Source organism: Alteromonas sp. ABH4_453 (assembly GCF_056160665.1).
On the sequence record NZ_JBSWXP010000001.1, the window covers coordinates 521405 to 544496 of the forward strand.

The 23092-nt window shown below is 44.8% G+C and carries 20 protein-coding genes; 7 read left to right on the top strand and 13 right to left on the bottom strand.

Features of this window, described 5'->3' with window-relative positions; translation table 11 throughout:
* The first annotated feature begins 171 nt into the window (after positions 1-171).
* Complete coding sequence (gene msrA / locus ACXAGV_RS02215) at positions 172-783, top strand: peptide-methionine (S)-S-oxide reductase MsrA (RefSeq protein ID WP_474871494.1); 612 nt, start codon at positions 172-174, stop codon at positions 781-783.
* Positions 784-811: 28 nt separating this feature from the next.
* On the opposite strand, the gene ACXAGV_RS02220 is transcribed toward msrA, so the two are convergent.
* Genes ACXAGV_RS02220 through ACXAGV_RS02230 form a run of 3 tightly spaced genes read right to left on the bottom strand, consistent with a single transcriptional unit; the run spans position 812 to position 2365 of the window.
* Complete coding sequence (locus ACXAGV_RS02220; RefSeq protein WP_474871496.1) at positions 812-1165, bottom strand: AzlD domain-containing protein; 354 nt, start codon at positions 1163-1165, stop codon at positions 812-814.
* On the bottom strand, positions 1155-1877 hold the full coding sequence (locus ACXAGV_RS02225; protein ID WP_474871498.1) for an AzlC family ABC transporter permease: 723 nt from the start codon (positions 1875-1877) through the stop codon (positions 1155-1157). Before ACXAGV_RS02225 ends, ACXAGV_RS02220 begins: the two co-directional genes overlap by 11 nt.
* The gene (locus tag ACXAGV_RS02230) at positions 1874-2365 is read right to left on the bottom strand and encodes a helix-turn-helix domain-containing protein (protein ID WP_080589203.1); all 492 of its coding nucleotides are present in this window, start codon (positions 2363-2365) and stop codon (positions 1874-1876) included. The genes ACXAGV_RS02225 and ACXAGV_RS02230 overlap by 4 nt, the downstream gene beginning before the upstream one ends.
* 666 nt (positions 2366-3031) lie before the next feature.
* Between ACXAGV_RS02230 and ACXAGV_RS02235 the strand changes: the two genes are divergently transcribed.
* A complete protein-coding gene (locus ACXAGV_RS02235) occupies positions 3032-4291 on the top strand; it encodes an MFS transporter (RefSeq protein WP_474871500.1) in 1260 nt (419 codons plus the stop codon).
* A 60-nt stretch (positions 4292-4351) separates the two neighbouring features.
* Here the strand turns inward: ACXAGV_RS02235 and ACXAGV_RS02240 are convergent, their stop codons facing one another.
* Positions 4352-4705, bottom strand: coding sequence for an RNA recognition motif domain-containing protein (locus tag ACXAGV_RS02240; protein ID WP_474871502.1), 354 nt, complete (start codon positions 4703-4705; stop codon positions 4352-4354).
* Between the two features lie 44 nt (positions 4706-4749).
* Entirely contained in the window at positions 4750-5526 is a 777-nt protein-coding gene (gene yaaA / locus ACXAGV_RS02245; RefSeq protein ID WP_474871504.1) for a peroxide stress protein YaaA, read from the bottom strand.
* Positions 5527-5909: 383 nt separating this feature from the next.
* On the opposite strand from yaaA, the gene tal reads away from it, so the two are divergent.
* The 3 genes from tal (at position 5910) to ACXAGV_RS02260 (ending at position 9071) form a co-directional block, all read left to right on the top strand.
* Positions 5910-6869, top strand: a complete 960-nt coding sequence (gene tal, locus ACXAGV_RS02250) for a transaldolase (RefSeq protein WP_474871506.1) — start codon at positions 5910-5912, stop codon at positions 6867-6869.
* A 14-nt stretch (positions 6870-6883) separates the two neighbouring features.
* Positions 6884-8533, top strand: a complete 1650-nt coding sequence (gene pgi / locus ACXAGV_RS02255) for a glucose-6-phosphate isomerase (protein ID WP_474871508.1) — start codon at positions 6884-6886, stop codon at positions 8531-8533.
* A gap of 361 nt (positions 8534-8894) precedes the next feature.
* Positions 8895-9071 (top strand): DUF3545 family protein, encoded by a 177-nt coding sequence (locus ACXAGV_RS02260; protein ID WP_012519516.1) that lies wholly within the window; start codon positions 8895-8897, stop codon positions 9069-9071.
* A 74-nt stretch (positions 9072-9145) separates the two neighbouring features.
* Here ACXAGV_RS02260 and ung read toward each other — a convergent pair whose 3' ends face one another.
* From ung to ACXAGV_RS02290, 6 genes are all read right to left on the bottom strand, one after another.
* The gene (ung, locus tag ACXAGV_RS02265) at positions 9146-9817 is read right to left on the bottom strand and encodes a uracil-DNA glycosylase (protein ID WP_474871510.1); all 672 of its coding nucleotides are present in this window, start codon (positions 9815-9817) and stop codon (positions 9146-9148) included.
* Positions 9817-11100 carry a threonine synthase gene (gene thrC / locus ACXAGV_RS02270; protein ID WP_474871512.1) on the bottom strand — a complete coding sequence of 428 codons (1284 nt, stop codon included), beginning with the start codon at positions 11098-11100 and terminating at the stop codon, positions 9817-9819. Before thrC ends, ung begins: the two co-directional genes overlap by 1 nt.
* A gap of 156 nt (positions 11101-11256) precedes the next feature.
* Positions 11257-12201, bottom strand: coding sequence for a homoserine kinase (gene thrB, locus ACXAGV_RS02275; protein ID WP_474871514.1), 945 nt, complete (start codon positions 12199-12201; stop codon positions 11257-11259).
* Positions 12202-12322: 121 nt separating this feature from the next.
* Positions 12323-14788, bottom strand: a complete 2466-nt coding sequence (gene thrA / locus ACXAGV_RS02280; protein ID WP_474871516.1) for a bifunctional aspartate kinase/homoserine dehydrogenase I — start codon at positions 14786-14788, stop codon at positions 12323-12325.
* Between the two features lie 377 nt (positions 14789-15165).
* Positions 15166-17715 carry an excinuclease ABC subunit UvrA gene (locus ACXAGV_RS02285; RefSeq protein WP_474871518.1) on the bottom strand — a complete coding sequence of 850 codons (2550 nt, stop codon included), beginning with the start codon at positions 17713-17715 and terminating at the stop codon, positions 15166-15168.
* 81 nt (positions 17716-17796) lie between these two features.
* Positions 17797-18675, bottom strand: coding sequence for a LysR substrate-binding domain-containing protein (locus ACXAGV_RS02290; RefSeq protein ID WP_474871520.1), 879 nt, complete (start codon positions 18673-18675; stop codon positions 17797-17799).
* Between the two features lie 189 nt (positions 18676-18864).
* On the opposite strand from ACXAGV_RS02290, the gene ACXAGV_RS02295 reads away from it, so the two are divergent.
* Positions 18865-20022 (top strand): S-(hydroxymethyl)glutathione dehydrogenase/class III alcohol dehydrogenase, encoded by a 1158-nt coding sequence (locus tag ACXAGV_RS02295; RefSeq protein WP_474871522.1) that lies wholly within the window; start codon positions 18865-18867, stop codon positions 20020-20022.
* 64 nt (positions 20023-20086) lie between these two features.
* Here ACXAGV_RS02295 and ACXAGV_RS02300 read toward each other — a convergent pair whose 3' ends face one another.
* Together ACXAGV_RS02300 and ACXAGV_RS02305 are read right to left on the bottom strand one after the other, a co-directional pair.
* Entirely contained in the window at positions 20087-20731 is a 645-nt protein-coding gene (locus tag ACXAGV_RS02300) for a response regulator transcription factor (RefSeq protein ID WP_474871524.1), read from the bottom strand.
* Positions 20728-21996 (bottom strand): sensor histidine kinase, encoded by a 1269-nt coding sequence (locus ACXAGV_RS02305; RefSeq protein WP_474871526.1) that lies wholly within the window; start codon positions 21994-21996, stop codon positions 20728-20730. The genes ACXAGV_RS02300 and ACXAGV_RS02305 overlap by 4 nt, the downstream gene beginning before the upstream one ends.
* Before the next feature lie 173 nt (positions 21997-22169).
* Between ACXAGV_RS02305 and ACXAGV_RS02310 the strand changes: the two genes are divergently transcribed.
* Positions 22170-22937 carry a hypothetical protein gene (locus ACXAGV_RS02310; RefSeq protein ID WP_474871528.1) on the top strand — a complete coding sequence of 256 codons (768 nt, stop codon included), beginning with the start codon at positions 22170-22172 and terminating at the stop codon, positions 22935-22937.
* Positions 22938-23092: the final 155 nt, after the last annotated feature.

Genomic DNA, 23092 nt, shown 5'->3' on the forward strand with positions numbered 1-23092 from the left:
AAAAAGTGTACGCTTGTAAAACAAAATCGAATTAACTCGCTGCACCGCGATGAAATTAATTTCAGCTTAAACCGTTCTTTATTTGTTAACCGTATATCTTCGCAAACTGGGGCCTGAAGAATTAAACGCGAAGGTCGCTACAACGTTAAACCAACACATAAAAGGTGAATGATGAAATTAACACTTTCTGCAGTTTTAATTAGCACAGCGTTGAGCGCTTCGATTCTTACGCCATCAACAAGTGCCGACGAGGCCATACTAGCTGGGGGCTGCTTTTGGTGCATGGAGTCTGATTTTGAAAAGCTAGACGGGGTTACTGATGTGGTGTCGGGGTTCATTGGCGGAAGCGCGCCAAATCCGACTTATAATGGCAATCACAAGGGACACTTTGAGGCGGTAAAGATCACCTACGACGGCGATATGCTTTCTTATAATGATATTCTTGATCATTTTTGGGTAAACATTGACCCTTTTGATGACCGAGGTCAGTTTTGTGATAAAGGACCCAGCTACTTAAGCGCTATTTTTGTTTCGAACGATAAAGAACGTGCTATAGCAGAAAAATCAAAAGCTGACGTGGTAGCCCAATTTCCCAATAAAAAGGTGGTAACGCCCATACTCGATGATTCTACCTTTTATCCGATAAAAGGCGACGAAATTGGCCATCAAGATTTTTATAAAAAAAGTCCCGTTCGCTATAAGTTCTACCGATGGAACTGTGGGCGTGACCAGCGCTTGGAAGAAATTTGGGGCGAGAAAGCCTTGGGTAAGAATAAGTCTTAGCCCAGCAACTTAACATCTACGCCCAACGCTAAACCAAAGCGATACCACGAGCTAAACCAAAAGCCACACCAAAAGAAAGCACGCCGCAAAACACTGGCAGCCCTAAGCTTTTGAATTTGCGCCAAACAAGCAAAGTGACAACGGTGCCTATTGCGGTTGCAATCCAACTCGCCGCTGACGGTGCTTTTGGAATAAGTGACGCGCCTAGCATAGCGGCAATCATCAACGGCCCTAGCACGCTTAGCCACGTAGGTAAACGCGCCTCAGTGTTGTTGGCCTTGTGTTTATTAAAATGACGCTGAGTCCACAGCAACGGGCCCACGCGCAATGCATATGTTCCGATGGCCGCAACAACAATAGCTGTCCAGATATCAACGTGCATGAGATTGCTTCCTTTCAACGTGCGAGGTGAGAAGATAAAAGGTTATCGCACCGCATAGTGCTGCCAACGGAATTGCAGCGTTTTTAAAGGCGCTGAGAGCCAAAAAGAGAGCCGCCGTCATTGTAACGAGCAAGGTAGCGCTCCACAATTTACTTGAGAATTTAGGCGCGAGTAGCACAAGGAAAAGTGCAGGTAAGGCAAAGGGCATCACGCTGTCTAATATTGGCCATTGTTGGGTAAGGGAGTCCCCTGCGATACCGCCAAGCGCCGTCCCTACGATCCAGCTAAGCCACGCTACCATAGATACACCTTTAAACCAATCTACCTTTTTAGCATCGTCCATTAGCGGCAAGCGAGTATGGGCTAGCGCAAAAATCTGGTCAGTAAGGCCGTGCATTAAATACGGCCAAGCTTTACTTTGCGGTAAATAAGGCACCAAGTTGGGCGCATAAACCACATGACGCACATTAACTAATAACGTCATACAAACCGCTAGCCAAAGTGGCGCACCTGATGCCACCATGGCTACCAAAAGAAACTGCGACGCGCCTGCGTAAATAAATATAGAAATTAGCGTGGCTTCCAGCGTAGAAAACCCGGCTTGAACTGCGATCACGCCAAATGAAATAGCTACAGGAATATAACCACCTAACAAAGGTAACCCGTCAATAACCCCTTGCTTAAGTCCTTTCTTTGATGAAAGTTGGCTCATTCCTTTGCCTCTTTGTGATAAACGATTGTGATAAGACATGTCGCCCACTCGTCTCCCGTTTTGTATACGTGAGGCAAATCAGCGTTAAATGCTAGACTTTGACCCGGATGCAGCCATTGAGTATTTCCACTATTCCCAGCTTCAAGAGAGCCGCTAACAACGGTAATCGTTTCTTCTGTTCCTGTGGCGTGAGCTTCTGCCTCTCGAAAAGTATTCGGTGCAACTGACATCCAATAAGCATCAACGTTCGGGATACCTTGTCCTTGCTCAATTAAACGAACTTCTACCCCCTTTTCTCCAACGCTTGCGCTAAGAGGCTGAACTAGCTGACCAAACGGAACGTCTAGTTGTTTAGCTAATCGCCAAATGGTGTCTAGCGTCGGGTTGCCATTGCCCTGCTCTAATCTTGAAAGGTTAGATTTAGCGATACCTGCCCCTGCTGCCAATTGCGACAGCGAGACACCTTTGTCTTGCCTGAGTTTCTGCAAATGCCTTCCGAGAATGTTGAGCGTTGATTGATTCACAGCTTACCAACTTCATTTTGTTCTATTTAAAGAACGTTCTATATATAGAACACCTCAAAGTCAAGAAGTTTGTTTTCAATGGGGGCATAGATACGGCGTTGTGCTCACGCCACGATTGGAAAACGTGACAAATGTTAAAAGATGACAAAGTGATGAACTAAAAAGTAACCAATATTTGTGCACAGAAAACAGTCACCTTCACTTTTTTTAACGCCCATTCGACTTTCTAACGCAAAAGGTCCGGCGTAATTTATTAACAAAAGCACTACATTTAAATCGCTGAATTGATTACGAAACCTTATCAGTTACCGTTACTTGTTGTCTGAGCGATGCTACGATCTCTTGCATTAAACGAATACGAAAAGCACGAACCTGTGGGTTGTTGATCATTGCTAAATATTATCGATGGTTACTAAATATTATCGATGATAAGGGCGACTATTCGAAGAGAACCGGCAAACATTCTGTTGAGCCGGTTTTTGCGTTTCGTCAAAGCGTTAGTCTGCTGAGTGTCTTTTATCTTTGATGACACACAAACATTGTAAAAATGCACAGCAAAGCTCAACAGCCCCTCGCTAAAACAGCCACTAAGTAAGTGATTGATTGAACTCAATGAACAAAAGGACGTTTATGACGAATCAAACTGACAAGATTCTTTCTGACCATGCCTCTTCAAAGCAGGCCTCTTCAGAGCAGCCCTCAGCATTGGGTGAATACTCACTGGCCACCATAACTTTTTGGCTGGCTTTCGGAACCTTTGTGATCGGTTGCAGCGAATTTGCGGCAATGGGTTTATTGCCTTACTTTGCAGAAGATTTTGGCATTACTGAAAATGTCGCCGGTCACGCAATTAGTGCTTATGCCATTGGTGTTGTAGTGGGCGCGCCACTTATCACTATCTTTTTTTCCAGGCTTGCAAGACGCACCATGCTTATTTCAATGATGGTATTTTATGCTGGCGGAAACTTGCTAACAGCACTAGCGTGGTCAGAATGGACAATGAATATAGCGCGCTTTATTGCTGGCCTTCCTCATGGCGCTTACTTCGGCATTGCCATGCTCTTTGCTGCAGACATTGCCGGTAAAAACAAACGGGCGCAAGCTGTCAGCAACGTCATTTTAGGCTTGGCTATTGCCAATATTATTGGTGTGCCGTCAATTAGCGGTATTGGGCAAATGTTCGGATGGCGAACTGGCTTCTTTATTATTTCAGCCTTTGCGTTAGTGACTGCACTTATGGTGTGGAAAACAGCACCATACCGCGGACCTAATCCAGATGCCAAACCGCTAACCGAACTTAAAGCTCTGAAAAACAAAGACGTACTGCTTGTATTACTCATGGGCGCAATTGGCTTTGGAGGCATGTTCTCCGTGTATTCTTACTTTAGTGCCTCTTACCTCAATACAACCTCTTCACCTGAGTGGGGAATATCGGCTACATTGCTTATCTATGGCATAGGCGTTACCTTGGGCAACATTATTGCAGGCCGCTATTCTGAAGGCAGGCTACTGACTTCAGCGATTACATTTCAGGTTTTACTGGGCCTATCAGCTGCAGCTTACGCCGCGTCGATGGGGAATCCATACTTAATGGCAGCATCACTGTTTTTCATTGGTATCGGTGGTGGCATGGTGGTGCCGCTGCAAACAAGGCTTATGGACGTCGCTGGCGAGGCTCAGACTTTAGCCGGCGCCATGAACCATGCTGCTTTTAACACCGCTAATGCGCTTGGCCCTTGGTTGGCTGGAATGACGCTGTCAGCGGGTTATGGCTATACATCAACGGGTTGGGTAGGCCTAGCGCTTGCCGGTGGTGGTGTATTGGTGTGGCTGGCCATTGTTATGACTGCTCGCAATACTCAAGTACAAACAGCAACCGTATCTGGTTAAATGAAGGTTTAGCGCTGACAACTTTCGTTGTCAGCGCTTGTTAGTTGTATTCCCTCGGTCTTACTCGGGGTCGTTTTCACGCTCAGAGCTATTGCCAGAAGCACTTCCCCACACATCTTCGGGAATGTCTCTTTTGGGCGCTGGCGCACTAGCTATCGCTTCAGCCTGCTTCTTCTCTTGATTTGACCACTTAACACGAATTTTCTTACCGTCGATAATTTTGGCGTTAAGTTTTTCAATGGCTTTATCGGTTTCTTCTTGCGTGCTCATTTCTACGAAACCAAAGCCCTTAGATAAGCCAGAAGCCTCATCCATCACCAAGTCGCACGACGCTATGGTGCCAAACTCGAAAAACAAGTCTTCAAGATTTTCCTGAGTAAATGTTTTAGGTAAATTGCGAACTAATATGCTCAAATTTATGTCCTACTTTTAAGGTGATTATGGATGAACGGGCGTTATTAACTTTCCTGGTTACGCAGAAACACAAGTTCCGTTGACGAACTTTGTTCTTCGCTAAACACATAGCCATCTACGTCGAAGTTTTTCAGACCTTCTACGTCTTCTACACGGTTTTCAAGAATATAACGCGCCATTAAACCACGGGCTTTCTTCGCGAAGAAACTGATAATTTTATACTGACCATTCTTGCAGTCTTTAAATGTTGGCGTGATGATCATGCCATCTAAAGACTTCTTCTTCACTGCTTTGAAGTACTCATTTGAAGCAAGGTTGATCAACACATTGTCACCCTGTGCTTCTAATGCTTTATTTAGCACATAAGTAATGCGATCATCCCAAAACGCGTACAGATCTTTACCTTCAGGGTTTGCTAATTTAGTGCCCATTTCTAAACGATAGGACTGCATTAAGTCTAAAGGACGAAGCAATCCGTAGAGGCCAGACAAAATTCGAAGATGTTTTTGCGCATATTCTACCGTTTCGCTATCAAGCGAGTAAGCATCCAACCCAGTATACACATCACCATTAAACGCATACATTGCTTGGCGTGCATTATCGGGCGAAAATGGCGTAGAAAACTCAGCAAAACGGTTGGCGTTCAATGTTGCTAACTTATCGCTTATCTTCATCAGAGATGATAAGTCAGCAGGCGATAAGGTGCGGCAAACTTCCATTAAACGCTCAGTGTCTTCAAGCATGGCAGGCTGAGTGAACTGACTCACAGGAACTTCGCTTTCAAAATCTAGGTTTTTTGCTGGTGATACTACAACTAACATTTCGACTCCTTAAATTTTATACTGGTATTGTACCACCTGATACGCTTCAAAAAGCAAAATAGCATAAGAAAGACGTAAATTGGCTTAACAGAGAAATCCGATTAGTGAATTTGTCATTATTCAATGTATGAATTGTCACACGGGTTTGATATAAATAGCAGTACAAAAAAATATTCAAACAATAAGTCAGATGCATCTTCTAGGTGTGTGTCTTGATGACCAAAGCGCTAAATTTATTTTTGCCTCGTTCCTTAGTGGAATACGTATTTTGCAAAAAGAAAACGAAAGCGCGAAGCCCTACACACGCGCAAGCGAACCGTTTTATTCAACTGGCTTTTCCAGCGAGTTGTCCAAATTTATTTTGATAAAGAACAGAGAGAATTATGAGCAATCAGTTAGCTTCATTACGTGATATCACTACCGTTGTTGCCGACACGGGCGACATCGATGCCATTAAAAAGTATCAACCAGTAGATGCCACAACTAACCCGTCGCTACTTTTAAAAGCGGCCGGTCTTCCTCAATATGCAAGCCTAATTGATGATGCTGTAGCATGGGCAAAGCTTCAGTCAAACGACGCTGACCAACAGTTAACTGATGCTGCAGACAAACTAGCAGTGGCCATTGGTAAAGAAATCTCTGCAACTATTCCAGGCCGAATCTCAACTGAAGTAGACGCACGCCTATCGTTCGACACTGCCGCCACTATCGAAAAAGCAGAGCGTTTGGTTCAGCTATACGAAGACGCGGGTATCGATAAGTCACGCATTCTTATTAAAATTGCGTCTACTTGGGAAGGTATCCAGGCAGCAGAGGAACTAGAGAAGAAAGGCATTCAGTGTAACTTAACGCTTCTATTTAGCTTCGCCCAGGCACAAGCTTGTGCAGAGGCCGGTGTTTATCTTATCTCTCCATTTGTAGGGCGCATTTTAGACTGGTACAAAAAAGCGACCGGTACTGAGTCATACGCACCAGATGAAGATCCAGGCGTAGTATCTGTAACTAAAATTTACAACTACTACAAAGACCACGGCTACAATACCGTAGTAATGGGCGCAAGCTTCCGTAACATTGGTGAAATTCAAGCGTTGGCAGGTTGTGATCGTCTAACCATTAGCCCAGCACTGCTAGAAGAACTGGCAAACGAACCTGGCGCTCTAGAGGTTAAACTTAAAGACAATGGCGCTACAAAAACACCAGGTGACCGCTTAACAGAAAGCGAATTCCGCTGGGCGATGAACGAAGATGCAATGGCAACCGAAAAGCTGTCTGAAGGCATCCGCAACTTTGCCGCAGATCAGGAAAAACTTGAAACCATGCTTCGCGAAAAACTAAGCGCGTAAGGGCTATTGAAACAATGAGTGTTTTAACTTCTCTTCCTGAATGGAAAAAGCTATCTGAACTTGCTGCAACGGTAAAAGATGCCCACATGCGCGACTGGTTTGCACAAGATGCAAATCGGGCGGATAAGATGCAGCTTGAAGCCTGCGGTATTTTTCTTGATTACTCGAAAAACCGTGTAAATGATGACGCGCTTAAAGGACTCTTCGACCTCGCTCGAGCGTGCAAACTAGAAACCCTTCGCGACGCGATGTTTTCTGGTGAGCAAATTAACTCAACAGAAGGCCGCGCTGTGCTGCATACCGCGCTTCGTAACTTCTCTGACCGTAAAGTACTGGTAGATGGCGAAGACGTCATGCCTGAAGTGCATGCTACGCTTGCCAAAATTGAAGCGTTTACAGCGTCAGTTCACAGCGGTGAACACAAAGGTTATACCGGCAAGCCTATCAAGCACATTGTGGCAATTGGTATTGGTGGTTCGTTCCTTGGTCCTAAGATTATGACCGAGGCACTTAAGCCGCATACGGTTGATGCCGTGAAAGTTCACTTTGTTGCTAACGTTGACGGTTGCCACATTCATGATGTGCTATCTAGCGTAGATTTTGAAGAAACTTTGGTGGTCATGTCATCAAAGTCATTCTCTACCCAAGAGACACTTCAAAATACACTTACGGCTAAAGACTGGTTCTTAAAGTCTGGCGGTACACAAGAAGATATCGCTAAACACTTTGTAGCTGTGTCTTCAAACGTTAAAGCAGCCACAGAGTTTGGTATTAGCGCCGACAATATTTTCCCTATGTGGGATTGGGTAGGCGGTCGTTACTCACTGTGGTCTGCCATTGGCCTGCCTATCTCGCTAGCCCTTGGGTTTGAAAACTTCAAAGGCTTGCTTGACGGTGCGTTTGAGATGGATACCCATTTCACCACTGCACCACTTGAAGAAAACATGCCTGTATTGCTTGCGTTGTTAGGCGTTTGGTACAGAAACTTTTTCGATGCACAGTCGCATGTTCTATTGCCTTATTACCACTATCTTCGTGGCTTACCAGCTTACGTACAGCAGTTAGATATGGAAAGTAACGGTAAGGAAGTGACGCAAGAAGGCGAGAACGTGGACTACCCTACTGGCCCAATTATTTGGGGTAGTGAAGGTACAAACGGCCAGCATAGCTTCCACCAGCTTATTCACCAAGGTTCTGGCGTTATACCTGCTGACTTTATGCTGCCGCTTAACGTACCTAACCAGGATGACACGCATCATGCCATGCTTGCGTCTAACTGTTTTGGTCAAACACAGGCGCTAATGCAGGGTAAAACCTTTGAAGAGTGTTATGCAGACCTTGACGGTAAAGGCCTAGACGACACAGAACGCAAACGCTTGGCCGCTCACAAAACCATGCCAGGTAATAAGCCTAGCAATACTTTCTTATTCGACAGCCTTACGCCTAAAACACTTGGCGCGCTGGTTGCAATGTATGAGCATAAGGTATTCGTTCAGGGTGTTATCTGGAACCTTAACTCATTCGACCAATGGGGCGTAGAGTTAGGTAAAGTATTAGGAAACCAAGTACTTGCAGGCATTCAAGGCGAAGCAGACAAAGATAATTTCGACGCTTCAACACAACAATTGATTGCCAAATTCAGAGCAGCGAATGCACCAAAATAAGGAATGCGAGGTGATTTAAAATCACCCACTTGGTGCAAATAACAAACTGAACGGCTAGCTTTTTCGGAAGCTAGCCGTTTTTTGTTGCGGTTTTCATCGACTATACGACAGACATTTTTGATTTCCGTATCACTGTATAATTGATTACTAATAAAACAAATAGGATCAAATACATACAGTTATTGTTTACGCTTTAAACACACTGTTCTTTCCTTACCCTTGTCATCATATCGTCACAATTTGTTAATAAAAGGTAAACTAAACTATTTTATTTTAGTTGTGGCTGTGATACAAAATTGTACAGAGGGAATTAAAAACAAAAACTCTGTATTAGTTGTAGTGGTATAAAAAGGAGATCCCAGTGGATAAGTCAGATCTATTTGCCATGCTAGACATCGAAGCAAGCCCAGCAAAAACCAAAAGCAAAAAACGTAAGTGGAGAGAAATCGAAGCGCTACAAGATCGCTACAAATTAGAAAAAGAACTGGCCGAACTCGACTGTGGGTTCGAGTACGAGCTAGAAACACTGGAAAGATAAAACAAAGGCCGCCTGTTACACAGGCGGCCTTTTTACTTTCTAGTGTGCTTTAGATGCTTAGCCTAAAGCTAATGCTATACCTGCCAATTGATGGGGTCTTTGCCCTTTTCAATAAGATATTGGTTAGCTTGGCTGAAGTGTTTGCAACCTAAAAAGCCTCTGTGTGCTGAGAGTGGCGATGGATGAGGTGCATGTAAGACTAGGTGTTTTTCACGGTCTATGTGCTTGCCTTTTTTTTGCGCATGGCTTCCCCAAAGAAGAAACACAACGTTTTGGCAGTGCTCGTTGACCACATCGATAACCTTATCGGTGAAGGTCTCCCATCCCCATTTCGCGTGGCTATGTGCTTTGCCCTGCTCAACGGTCAATACGGTATTAAGTAGCAATACCCCTTGCTCCGCCCATGACGTCAGCATGCCGTGATTAGGCTCGGTGAAACCAACAATATCGGTTAATAGCTCTTTGTACATGTTTTTAAGCGATGGAGGCGTTTTAACACCCGCTTTTACCGAAAAGCAGAGACCATGGGCTTGATTAGGCCCATGGTAAGGATCTTGACCTAAGATCACGACTTTAACTTGGTCTAGCGGCGTATATTTCAGCGCATTAAATACATCAGGCTGAGGCGGGTAAATAACGCTTCCCGCTTCACGCGCCTGCTTCACGCGCTCAAGCAACGTAACAAAATAGTCTTTTTGCTTTTCATCACTAAGCGCGCTTTGCCATGTTGATGCAGATGATGTCATTACTTAAGCAAATCCATCATGTGCTGTTTAAGCGCATCGTAAGACGCAGGTAAGTCTGCCGCTAGGCTGTCTTCGCCTGCTACATCGGCCAACGCTTTAGGTAGGCTAATAGGATTACCTAACACGTTTTCTACTGTCTCTCTGAACTTGGCTGGATGTGCAGTGCCCAAGAACAAACCAATTTCGCCGTCTTCTAAATCGTGACTTACTGCACGATAGGCAATAGCGGCATGTGGCTCACTGGTATAACCTTGTTGCGCTAATTGACGCATAGCAAGCTGGGTATACTCTTCGTCAACCATCTCACCTTTAAGACACGCTTTGTCGATGTAACCACGCTCAATAAGCGCCTCAATACGCGGCCAGTTATTCGGTTGACTCACATCCATCGCGTTAGACATAGTTGCAACGGTCGCTTTAGGGTCCCACTCGCCGGTTTTTAGGTAGCGAGGCACAGTATCGTTTAGGTTAGTTGCCGCGATAAAACGCTTAATAGGTAGACCCAAAGATTTAGCAATCATGCCTGCGGTCAGGTTACCAAAGTTACCGCTAGGTACTGAAATAACAAGCTGATCGCGCTTCTCTTTAGGCAGCTGACTTACCGCTTCAAAGTAGTAGCATACCTGCGCTAGTAAACGGCTGATATTAATTGAGTTTGCTGAGTTTAGGTGAAGACCTTCGCGTACATCAGGGTCGTCGAACGCAGTTTTGACTAACGATTGGCATGCATCAAAGTCAGACTCTACAGCAACAGTATGAATGTTACCGCCAAGTGTTGTGAATAGCTTTTCTTGTAGCGCGCTGATCTTGCCTTTAGGGAACAAGATAACCACGTTGATGTTTTCAATACCGTGGAACGCGTGAGCAACCGCAGCACCTGTATCACCTGACGTTGCGGTTAAAATAGTTACTGGCTTGCCCTCGCTAATGCGCGACAGGGTTTGCGCCATGAAACGGCCGCCGAAATCTTTAAACGCCAGCGTTGGGCCGTGGAAAAGTTCTAGGCAGTACACGTTATCGTTAACCTGCTCGACTGGCGCACCAAAAGCGAATGCCGTTTTAACAATTTCTTCTAGTTCGCCATTGTTCAGTTCATCGCCGATAAGCGCGCGAAGTACTTCAATACTGCGCTCTACAAATGGCTTTTCTAACAATTCGTCAATGTTATCTAGGGTAGGAATATGCTCTGGAAAATAAAGCCCTTGTTTTTTGCCTAAGCCACGTTTAACGGCTTCAGCAAAATTTGCTGTGTCCGATGAATCTTTTAAATTTACCAATTCCACTTGCTGTTACCTTTTTATTTGGGCAAATACTCTGCCCTTTAAATCTTTTAAAAAATCACTGTGCTTTTACAAGTTACTATGACTTTAAGAAATCATGTACCTTAAAGAAACCATGAGCCTTTAGGAAACCATGTACCTTTGAAAAATCATGTGCTTTTAACAAATAATAGTACCTTGGCTTGGTATTTGGCACACATGGCTAAAGCCATCTTCATTTTGAATGTAATTTGCAGTTAAATATGCTGCGACTTCTTCCGCTTGCGCCTTACTTGGACATACAGCAAACACTGTAGGCCCCGAGCCCGAAATGCCGAATGCAAGCGCCCCCGTTTGCTCACTAAATGCACGCGCTTCATCAAAGCCAGGCAGTAGCGATTTTCTGTAAGGTTCGGCTATAACATCGTTCATTACCGACGCCGCCAAGTCAAAGTTACCCGCATGTAAAGCGTGAACAAACACGCCTAACTGTCGACCAAAGGTTAGCGCCGTCGCCATATCCACCTGCTTAGGTAAGATATCGCGAGCAGCTGCTGTCGATACGCTAATGCCCGAATAACAAACGGCATAGTACCAATCGTCGTTTAAAGGCAATGATAGCGTGACCGGCGCGTCGCTACCCGTCATTAGTGTCATGCCGCCCAAGTAACACGGTGCTACGTTATCGTAGTGCACGCTGCCACTGATTTGGCCTTCTAGCTCACCCATCATGATCAGCAATGTATCTTCATTAAACGGGTTGCCGAAGAAAGCATTAAGCGCTGCGAAAGCTGCAACGATTGAACTAGCACTCGAGCCTAAGCCACTTCCAATAGGTAAGTTTTTGTGAAGGGTCAGAGCTACAGGAGAAGTCGGTTTTCCAGACTTTTCCATTTGCTCACAAAAGTAGTGGTAGCACTTAGTGACGATATTGCTATCTGCATCGCCAGGAAGTTTGTGAGCAAAGCGTCCGACGGTTTCTAACGAAAATGATTCTGCCGCTTTTATTTCAACTTCATCACCAAGCTTAGTGCCGTCAACTGGGGCAAGCGCTGCGCCCAATACATCAAAGCCTAGGCTTACATTTCCAATTGAAGCTGGCGCAAAGGCCGTTAATGCTTTCATATTATTTCTCTTACTTCGCGTGCAACTTAACGCGATAAATCACTGGCCTAAGTCGCACCTTCGAATTTCTTACTCTAGCCGCTTACTCGTTATGCTAAGCAAGCTAAGCGTTATTTAGCTCTTAGTGCGCCATTTGTTTCCACGGCATAGTGCGCAAAATGTCAGCAAACACTCCTGCCGCCGTTACCGTACCACCTGCTCCATAACCTCTAATCACGTAAGGAATTGGGCTGTAGTAATCACTGTTAATCGCAAGCGCATTCTCACCGTCTTTCACCTGAGAAAGCGGATTGCTAGCCGGTACAGCTTGAATGCTTACTTTGCATTTTCCATCTTCAATGCTGCCGATATAACGAAGCACTTTACCTTCTGCTTTGGCCGCTTCAACCTTTTCGCCAAACGAGGCATCTAGCTCTGGAAGTTGGCGCATAAATTCGTCAATTGAACAGTCTTCAGCAAAACCTTCTGGCAGCACAGACTCAATTTCAATGTCAGATAGCTCAAGCTCTAAATCAGCTTCACGAGCCATAATAAGCAGCTTGCGAGCAACGTCCATACCACTTAAATCGTCGCGGGGATCTGGCTCTGTAAAACCGTTGTCTTTGGCGGTTTGCGTCGCTTGCGACAAGCTCATGCCCTCTTCAAGCTTGCCGAATACGTAAGATAGGCTGCCTGAAAGAATACCTTCAAAACGGTGAAGCACATCACCTGCGCTGAATAGTTTTTGTAGGTTATCGATAACAGGAAGGCCCGCACCTACTGTTGTCTCATATAGATATTGCCGATTCGTATTAAGTGCAGTCTTACGCAACTTGCGGTAGTAAGACATAGCAGAGGTATTCGCCTTTTTATTAGGCGTTACTACGTGGAAACCGCTTTCCATCATATCAACGTATTGCTGTGCAACCGCTTCATGGCTAGTGCAGTCAACAATAACCGGATTTACCAAGCTGTTATCGTTTGCGAACTGATTTAAACGCTCTACACTTAAGCCTTCACTTGCAGAATCAAGTGCCGCTTTCCAGTCACCGCTTAAATCAACACCTTGGCTGTTTAACAGCAGTTTACGGCTGTTCGCAATGCCATATACGCGCAGTTGTACATTGCGTTTAAGCAATGCAGGTTGTTGCTTTTCTATCTGACCTAGCAGTTCAGTGCCTACATTGCCACACCCTACTAGGAATACGTCTATGGTATGGCGGTCAGAGAAAAAATTCTGGTGAATAACCTTTACTGCTTTCTTGGCACGCTTACTTTCGATTACTGTTGAAATAGAACGTTCTGAAGAGCCCTGAGCAATAGCAACGTTGTTCACCCGCGCTTGGGCAAGCGAGTTAAAGAAACGCGCTGCCAACCCTTTAGTTTGACGCATACCGTCACCAACCAAAGTAACAATGGCCAGGTCATGACGCACTTCAATGGGGTCTAGCAATTGATTTTGAAGCTCTAGCGCGAACGCATCTTCAAGAAGCGTTAACGCTCGGCTGGCGTCTTTGCTTTGGATACAGAAACTGATTGAGTATTCTGAAGAAGACTGGGTAATAAGGCTTATTGAAATATTGGCGTTCGACATCACCTCAAACACACGACTTGCCATACCTACCATGCCTTTAAGGCCAGGGCCTGCAACGTTAAACATTGTGACGTTATCAAGCTGTGAAATACCTTTAACTGACGTCCACACCTCGCTTTTTTCATTGCTGATTAGCGTACCTGGCGCAGCTGGGTTTAGTGTGTTTCTGATCAAACAAGGGATGTGGTGTTGGGCAATAGGACCGATAGTTTTCGGATGAAGTACCTTGGCACCGAAATAAGACAGCTCCATCGCTTCTTGATAGGTAAGCTTGTCTAACAACACTGCCCCTTCAACTTGATTCGGGTCAGCGTTATAAACACCGTCTACGTCTGTCCAAATTTCACAGCAATTTGCGTCTATACACGCCGCTAAAATGGCCGCTGAATAGTCTGAGCCGTTACGCCCAAGCGTGACTTTCTCGCCCGCTTCGTTAGCAGCAACAAACCCAGGCATGACAAGAAACTCACTGCCATCGGTAGGTATATCTGAAAAACGTGCTTTACTTAGCGATACGTCGGCAATACTGTCTAGGTAATCGCCCTCAGCAAGTACATATTTAACTGGGTCGATAACGCGGTTTGCAATGCCTTTAGCCGATAGCATAGCGCTAAAAAGCGTCACCGAGATGTACTCACCAATACTTAGAATACCGGCAGCAACGTTGTCTGGCGCAACTCCGAGAAGTTTTATGCCTTCAAGGTGCTGTTTTAATACTGATAAGTGACCAGCAATAAATTCCACCACGCTTGCGTGCTCAAACCCGTCGAACTCATTGTTCAGGTCGTTGGCAATGCCGGTAACCGTGTCGTTCAACTTATCGAATAATGGCTGGAAATCTTCACCCGCGGCTGCTTGTTCACAAAGTAGTGAAAGCGCGTTCGTTACCCCCTTTGGGGCAGAGAGTACAACCGCAGCACCGTCGGTTTGGTGGGTCGCCGTGCTAATCTCCATAACGCGCATGTATCGCGGTGCATCGGCTAGAGAAGAACCCCCAAACTTTAAGACTTTCATATGCTGCTCCTTAAGGTTACGCATGCTAAAACGTGTGTAAAAAAAAGCCCGCTCTGTGTTAGGCGGGCTTTCGTTGTCTTTTGCTTACTTGCACTAGTCAGCGACCGCCCTTTTTAAGGTGGTAATTAACATAATGGCGGTGCGAGTAAGTAGAATCTTTTTCATACAAGCAATTTGCCGTATAGACGTCTATATGTCAACCGCAGTTTTCACCACACTGTATTGCAAAAAGTGAAACACTCCTTAATTAATATTTCTTTTTAAGGTACAAATGCGCGTTTAAGCAGTTTCTTATTCGGCTTACTCGTATTTAAGTGGCTTTGAAGAGGTACTTATTTCTAGATTCACTCAAACCACACTCATTCAGTGAAAGCTTTCTAGGCCAAACTCGCCTTCAAAAATGGAGCTGTTGCACTTTGTTGAACCTTCGCAATGTCCTCAGGGCTACCTTCAGCAACTATTTTTCCTCCCTCATCACCAGCGCCTGGCCCCATATCTATAATGTGATCGCAAGCCCCAGCCACCTGCATATTATGTTCAACCATCACTACCGTATTCCCTGCTTCAACTAAGCTGGTTAAATGCTGCATAAGTAGCGAAGTGTCTGAAAGGTGTAAACCGGTTGTAGGTTCATCAAGGACGTATAGAGTATTAGCATTTTGAGCACGTTTAAGTTCCGACGCTAATTTAATGCGCTGCGCCTCGCCGCCTGATAACTCAGTGGCACTTTGCCCCAAGGTTAGATAGCCAAGCCCTACGTTCATTAAGGTTTGAAGTCCTCGCGTAATGACTTGATTACTATCAAATACAGATAGTGCTTCTTCAACCGTAAGTGATAATACATCAGCAATAGAATGTTCGTTGTAAGCAACTTCCAGTACGTTATCGTTAAAGCGCTGGCCGTTACAGACGGTACAGGGGGAATAAACACTCGGCATAAACAGTAGTTCTACCGATACCACACCCAAACCTTCACAATGTGGGCATCGCCCTTTTGTGACGTTAAACGAAAAATGGCCCGCATCGTATCCACGGGATTTTGCTTCTTCGGTTGAAGCAAATAAATTTCTGATTTGATCAAATATGCTGGTATAGGTCGCCAATGTAGAACGGGGTGTCCTGCCGATGGGAGATTGATCTACCACAACTATACGGCTTAACGCTTCAAGCCCGCTTTCAATGCGGCCTTGCTGCGCCTCACTTTCATGAGAAAAAGCGTCTTGAGCAAGAAGTGAATTGGCGTCAGTAAACAGTTCTTTCGTTTTTCTCGTCTCTTTCGCTTCTTTCGCTCGCTTCCCTTCTTTCTCAGCCGAACGTAAACCATCTTTGACTAACTCAACTAATGCTTGGCTAATCAAACTCGATTTTCCAGAGCCGGAAACGCCTGTAACACAGGTCATCACACCAAGTGGAATATCAATATCAACATGGCTGACATTATTCCTGGACACGTCTTTTAAACCCAATACCCCTGATGATTTACGTTTTATACGCTGGCTTAGGGCTTTGTTGTTAAACACATAGTCTGCCGTTGGGGAGTTTTTAATGCTTGCCAGCTTCTTAACCGGCCCACTATAAACAAGCTCACCGCCGTTCACTCCAGCCCTCGGCCCTACATCTACGACCCAGTTAGCGCCTTTGATAACGTAAGGGTTATGCTCGACAACGAGCAGTGAATTTCCCGTTTCGGTAATATTGTGAAGCGCGTGAATAAGCCCTTCTACATCGCGAGGGTGAAGACCTGATGAGGGTTCATCCATCACAAAGACAACGCCAAATAAGTTTGATTTAAGCTGAGTCGCCAGACGCAATCGCTGTAGTTCGCCTACTGAGATACTTGTTGTACTTCTATCTAACGAAAGGTAATGAAGCCCAAGCGCTATTATGGGGTTCACTCTTTCAATAATGTCGGCGGTAATATTGCGTATTACCTGACCACGCTCTGAAGTATCGCAGTTGACTGAATTTCTTAACGCCTGAAGCTTTTCGTGAACTTGCTGTAATGGCAGCCTTGAAAAATCAATAATATCTAAGCCATCAACTCTCACTGCCAGCGCATTTTGCTTAAGCTTTTTTCCACGGCAAACCGGACATGCTTCAACAGATATGAAGGGAGCGATTCGCTGCTTCATTTTCTCTTTTTGAGACGTTTTGAAGGTATCAAGCACATGACGGCGCGCGCTGATAAACTTTCCATTGTAGCTGGCAGGTTCACCTTCTTGTTGCGCTTTGCGGGTTTGCGCTAGATTATAGTTTCGGTATACAGGTAACTGAGGCATTTCGTCGGTGTATAAGATCCAGTCACGCGTTTTTTGAGGCAGTTCACGCCATGGAATATCAACATCGATATCTAGCGATAACAGTACCCTTACTAGGTTTTTGCCCTGCCACGCACCAGGCCAAGCTGCCACAGCGCCCTCACGTATGGTGAGACTGTCGTCGGGTACAAGGCGATGAGCTTGTGCGTCAAAAACTTTTCCAATACCGTCACAGTGTTCACATGCACCTTCTGGCGTATTAGGAGAAAAGCCGTCTGCGTAGACAATGTTCTGCCCTTCGGGATAGTCGCCTGCACGCGAATAAAGCATTCGCAGGCTATTAGAAAGCGTGGTGATACTGCCAACGGAAGAACGAACGGAAGGTGCGCCTCGACGCTGGTGTAGGCCCACAGCAGGCGGTAAGCCTTCAATTGCGTCTACGTCAGGTTTCTCCACCTGCTCAATTAACCGTCTGGCATAAGGTGATATTGAATCTAAATAACGGTGCTGAGCTTCTGCGTAAAGCGTACCGAAAGCCAAAGAAGATTTTCCTGAGCCAGATACACCAGTAAACACCACCACTTCATTTCGTGGTATATCAATACTGATATTTTTTAAGTTGTGTACACGAGCACCGCGTACGTGAATTTTTCCCTCATCATTGTGCACTTCATCACCTGCATATCACCTTTATTAAAGAATATTTAGATACAGGCGCTGTATTTCGATCACTATTTTTGCGAGGGCGCTTCAACTGTCTGAAACAAGGTGTTGAGCTAAAAAATCCACCAGCAGTCTAATTTTGGGTGCAACATTTCGGTTTGAAGGAAATACCGCCCAAATAGCCTCTCGCTTGTCTTTATACTCGGGGAAAAGTTCAAGTAGTTGACCTGAAGCTAGTGCTTTGCGCACATAAAACCCAGGCAGTTGTGCAATACCTAAACCAGCAATTGCGGCGCTGAATAAGGCATTCCCGCTGTTATACCGTACTCTCCCCTGCACTGGAATTGATTGAATTTTATTATCGATAAGTAAACGCCAATATGGCTGTGACCCCACCAGCAACGAGTGCTCTTTTAGCTCTTCAATACTTTTAGGCTGTCCTTGCTCGTTAAAATAATCCCTACTTCCACAAACAAATAAATGTCGGGTAGCCAGCTTTTTAGCAACCAAGGTAGAGTCTTCTAATTTGCCAATGCGTATAGCCAGATCGAGGCCTTGCTCGACAATATCAAGCTTTTCATTTGAAAAGGTACACTGCACGCTAATGCCTGAATACTTTTGCATAAAGGTATTAAGCAAAGGGGCAATAAACGCTTCGCCAAACGCTACGGGAGCGGTGAGCTTAATCAACCCTTGCGGAGACGCCTGAAGCGCGCTTACAGCTAGCTGGGCATCTTCGAGCGCTTTTAACGCAGGCATTGCCTGCTGGAAGTATTGCATGCCCGCTTCAGTGAGGGATACGCTTCGCGTTGTGCGCTGCAATAGCTTAACGCCAAGCTGTTTTTCTAGCGATGCCACTTTACGGCTTATCTGTGCCACTGACGTATCTAGCTTATTTGCAGCCCCAGTAAAATTGCCAACGTCAGCTACGGCACAAAACTCGGCTATACCTTCTAGATATTTCATTATCGCCACTCGTTAGTTTAGCGTTGTTCAACACAGCGCTGGTTTATTTAAGTACATTCTATTTTGCCAAATCAATTATTACAATTATGAAAAAGTGATTTACTTAAAATGTATTTATCATTAGTAATCCGTCTCCTATACTTTGCCCTATAAAACAACATCAAAGATTTATAATTAAGGAGTTATCACATGGCATCGTTTAAAGATTCGTTGCAAGAGGGCCAAACCCACATTAAGTCAAAAGCTGCGGTGGCTTGGGGCCCAGGTGAGTCGTTAAAGATGGAAGAAGTGGACGTAGAGCTTCCTAAGAAAGGCGAGGTCCTAGTGCGCATTGTTGCAACCGGCGTGTGCCACACTGACGCATTTACATTATCAGGTGATGATCCAGAAGGCGTATTTCCTTCAATATTAGGTCACGAAGGTGGCGGTATTGTTGAAATGGTGGGCGAAGGCGTTACAAGTGTAGAAGTTGGCGACCACGTTATTCCTCTTTATACAGCAGAGTGTGGCGAATGTAAGTTCTGTAAGTCAGGCAAAACTAACCTTTGCCAAGCAGTGCGCGATACGCAAGGTAAAGGCCTAATGCCAGATGGCACAAGTCGTTTTTCTAAAGATGGCGAGCCAATTTATCACTATATGGGCTGCTCAACGTTTTCTGAGTACACAGTTTTACCTGAAATATCGCTAGCGAAAGTAAACAAAAACGCGCCGTTAGACGAAGTTTGCCTGCTTGGTTGTGGTGTAACTACGGGTATGGGTGCTGTACTTAAAACGGCGAAAGTACAGGAAGGCGACACGGTTGCTATTTTTGGCCTAGGCGGCATTGGACTGTCAGCCATAATTGGTGCGCGCATGGCGGGCGCTGGTCGCATTATTGGTATTGATATTAACGAGAGCAAATTTGACCTAGCGGAACAGCTTGGCGCAACTGACCTAGTCAATCCTAAGAATTTCGACAAGCCTATTCAGGAAGTGATTGTTGAAATGACTGACGGCGGCGTTGACTACTCATTTGAATGTATTGGCAACGTGAACGTTATGCGCTCTGCGCTTGAATGCTGCCACAAAGGTTGGGGTGAATCAGTAATCATTGGTGTTGCAGGCGCAGGACAAGAAATTTCAACGCGTCCATTCCAGTTAGTGACAGGTCGTGTATGGCGCGGCTCTGCGTTTGGTGGAGTTAAAGGTCGCTCAGAGCTACCAGGAATTGTTGAACAATACCTAAATGGTGACTTTGGTCTTCAAGAGTTTATCACTCATACCATGGGTCTTGATGAAATAAACGAAGCCTTTGATTTGATGCATAAAGGCGAAAGCATCCGCTCAGTTGTCCATATGGATAAATAAGCTCTCCCACATAGTTGAACATATCGCAACATTTTAGGAGAAGCTCTGCTTCTCCTTTTATTGATTACAATACCCCCTGCTCTAACGCTTTGAGCACAGCCCTCGTTCTATCTCTTACACCAAGCTTAGCCATGACTGAAGAAACTTGGTTCTTAATGGTGCCTGTTGATTTGAACATCGCATCTGCAATTTCTTTATTACTGTAACCCGCAGCGATCAAACGGAGAATTTCGACTTCTTTTTCAGAAAGAGGCTCTGGGTTTTCGAATGATTCAAATTCTACGTTCAGTCCTTTCAAGCCTTGCAACACTTTTTCGGTCACCGCAGGCTGAATCAGCGTTTTGCCATTTTTTATTTGTGTAATAGTGTCTACCAAGGTTTCTAGCGACACATCTTTAAGCAGGTACCCTTTTGCTCCAGCGCGCATAGCGCCGTTTACCAGTTCGTGATCGTCAAACGTAGTGAGCATAAGCACAGGTGTAGCTATCTTTCTGTCATTTAGCGCAAGCAAAGTATCAATACCCGATAGTTTGGGCATGCGAATGTCCATCAGTATCACATCACAGTTTAAAGCGTTTTCACTATCGATGAGCTGCTGACCATTCTCATATTCGCCAACAACCTCAACGCTATCATCGAGCCCTAAAAGCGATTTGATGCCTTCTCTCACCAGCATTTGATCTTCAACTAAAATAAGGCGTGTTTTCATTCGCCCTCCGGAATGTGAATTTCGATGCGAAAACCCTGCTCGGTTTGCTGCCAGCTTATAGATCCATGTAGCTCTTGCACCCGCTCTTGCATTCCTTTAAGGCCATTACCAGCCACCACATGACTTGAAGTGTCCGATTCGCTCGGCCCTGCTTCCTTCAGAACGCCTTCTGCATGACTACATGAAATATTTTTGCTGGATGGCTGTTTACTGTCTAGTTTGCTATCAGCAGTAAGCGGTACCAAACTGTCTTGCATTAGTAGGTTATAAGCGCCGTTGCAGTGCGAAAGTGAGATAGAGAAATAATGCGCCTGTGAATGACGGATCGCGTTAGTCAGCGCCTCCTGCATACATCTCAAAAGGCAATCGGCAATTCGCACGTTGGTTAACACTAAGTTATCGTCAATGTCTAAATTCACCGCTGGTCTAGGCAAGTCCTTAATCAGTGCGTTTACCGCTAAACTAAAATCAATAGCCGCATTTTCCCGAATATCAGAAATCGCTTCTCTGACATCAGAGAGTAATAGCTTTGCAATACTGTGGGACTGACCAACGTGCTGTTTAATGTCTTTCGATTCAGTGCTCTCTAATAAATCCGCTTTTCTCGACGCAACTTGTAGATTGATAGTGAGCGCCGTTAAATGGTGCCCTAATACATCGTGAATATTTCGCGCTATGCGCAGACGTTCATCTTGTGTAAGTGCCTGCTTCATTAACTGCTGAGTACTTAATAATTGTCTATTTAATGCATCAGCCTCTTCTCGCGCTTTCGATTCTTTAATGGCCGTGTTCGACATAATCATAGCGAATACATTGAATGTCCAAAAAAGCGCGCCAGTTAACAACGCATACTGTTCATTCCATACTGCGCTTTGAATAATAGCGGTAGGTAAGGAAATTGGAACAGAAAGGGTAACGCACTGCTTCCACGGCACGTAGTAAGGGAGAATGGCACAACATATCACTACGAAAATAGCGAGGTAAACATAAGGAACCACTAACTGACTAACAACCGCAATCAAATACATAAAACCCAAAATATATAGACTTGAGCTGTGGTTTAGTCGGTGTTTACTTATGATGGTAAAGCAAATCGCTAGTGTAATAAAAATGGTCGCTGCCGATAGTGTGCGCCAATGCACCAACGAAAATTGGTTGATAAGAAAATAGAGCGCAGAGCAACTTATCACTAACCAAGTTATAAGTGCCGAAGCATGCTCTACATCCATTTTCACCTGCTTGTAGGCAGGGATCGATATTTTCATTTTTTCCTAGCAACCTTTCTTTTTATTTTTTACTAACGCTACTTTGTCAAAAAATACCATCTAATGCATAGGCCAAAAGTCACTTTTTATCTCGTGACTTTTGGCACTATCGTCAATCTCGTGAAGTTATCACTATAAGCCTACAATTTTGTTCATTGCCAAAGGAAAGCAAGATGCAAACAATTCACGGCTTTATAGTAACGCTTCATATTTTAACGGGTGCCCTGTCACTTTTACTTTTTTGGGTACCTAGTCTTACGAAAAAGGGCGGTAAAGCACACAAGCAATTTGGTGGTTACTACATAAAAGCGATGCTATTTACGTCTATTAGTGGCGTTATCAGCTCTACAATGGTGCTATTTATTCCGCTAGTCATCTTCCCAACAATGCCCGAGCACTTTGAGTCTGTGGCTTATTTCACTGCATACCTTAGGGGTCAATATCTCTTTCTGCTGATGTTGAGCCTGTTGGTGTGGAACAACGTAAGGCATTCTCTAGCGGTGCTTAAAGTGAAGCAAAATCTTGAGCAGCTGCGCACAATTGAATATTTATGGCTACCCGTACTGCTTTTTGTCGTCGCTTCCATTGCGTTGTATCAGGGTATTACGTACGGTATCACGCTAACTTGTATCTTTGCCCCTATCGCACTGTTAAATGCCATTGGTATTGTGCGCTATGTTTATCAAAAAGATATCGTAGCAGGTTCGTGGGTAACTGAGCACATTGGGCATATCATCGGCTCTGGTATTGGTGCATATACCGCATTTTTTGCCTTTGGAGGACGCGCATTATTTGAAGGCTCACCGTCACTTCAAATTATCAGCTGGGTTCTACCTGCCCTCATAGGCGTGCCTTTTTCAATCTGGCTTAGCTGTAAATACAAAGTAAAATCAACTGATCGCAACAAGGCTTCTTTAAAACCTAAGGCAGTGAAAAGTTAAACTTAAAAGTGATAAATGAAAATTCAATTCGGCAGTTGTTATCAATGCCACGGTTAGGGCCTGTTTACATAGCGGTGGCATTGCCCCTTTGGACAACAACCAATCAAGTGTGTAACGTAAGAAATGGCAACAACACCGCCACTAACCAGTATCAA

Excerpts from the sequence above, each read along its gene's own strand:
- msrA (WP_474871494.1), top strand. The coding sequence starts at position 172 with ATGAAATTAACACTTTCTGCAGTTTTAATTAGCACAGCGTTGAGCGCT.
- ACXAGV_RS02220 (WP_474871496.1), bottom strand. The coding sequence starts at position 1,165 with ATGCACGTTGATATCTGGACAGCTATTGTTGTTGCGGCCATCGGAACA.
- ACXAGV_RS02225 (WP_474871498.1), bottom strand. The coding sequence starts at position 1,877 with ATGAGCCAACTTTCATCAAAGAAAGGACTTAAGCAAGGGGTTATTGAC.
- ACXAGV_RS02235 (WP_474871500.1), top strand. The coding sequence starts at position 3,032 with ATGACGAATCAAACTGACAAGATTCTTTCTGACCATGCCTCTTCAAAG.
- yaaA (WP_474871504.1), bottom strand. The coding sequence starts at position 5,526 with ATGTTAGTTGTAGTATCACCAGCAAAAAACCTAGATTTTGAAAGCGAA.
- tal (WP_474871506.1), top strand. The coding sequence starts at position 5,910 with ATGAGCAATCAGTTAGCTTCATTACGTGATATCACTACCGTTGTTGCC.
- pgi (WP_474871508.1), top strand. The coding sequence starts at position 6,884 with ATGAGTGTTTTAACTTCTCTTCCTGAATGGAAAAAGCTATCTGAACTT.
- ung (WP_474871510.1), bottom strand. The coding sequence starts at position 9,817 with ATGACATCATCTGCATCAACATGGCAAAGCGCGCTTAGTGATGAAAAG.
- thrB (WP_474871514.1), bottom strand. The coding sequence starts at position 12,201 with ATGAAAGCATTAACGGCCTTTGCGCCAGCTTCAATTGGAAATGTAAGC.
- thrA (WP_474871516.1), bottom strand. The coding sequence starts at position 14,788 with ATGAAAGTCTTAAAGTTTGGGGGTTCTTCTCTAGCCGATGCACCGCGA.
- ACXAGV_RS02290 (WP_474871520.1), bottom strand. The coding sequence starts at position 18,675 with ATGAAATATCTAGAAGGTATAGCCGAGTTTTGTGCCGTAGCTGACGTT.
- ACXAGV_RS02295 (WP_474871522.1), top strand. The coding sequence starts at position 18,865 with ATGGCATCGTTTAAAGATTCGTTGCAAGAGGGCCAAACCCACATTAAG.
- ACXAGV_RS02300 (WP_474871524.1), bottom strand. The coding sequence starts at position 20,731 with ATGAAAACACGCCTTATTTTAGTTGAAGATCAAATGCTGGTGAGAGAA.
- ACXAGV_RS02305 (WP_474871526.1), bottom strand. The coding sequence starts at position 21,996 with ATGAAAATATCGATCCCTGCCTACAAGCAGGTGAAAATGGATGTAGAG.
- ACXAGV_RS02310 (WP_474871528.1), top strand. The coding sequence starts at position 22,170 with ATGCAAACAATTCACGGCTTTATAGTAACGCTTCATATTTTAACGGGT.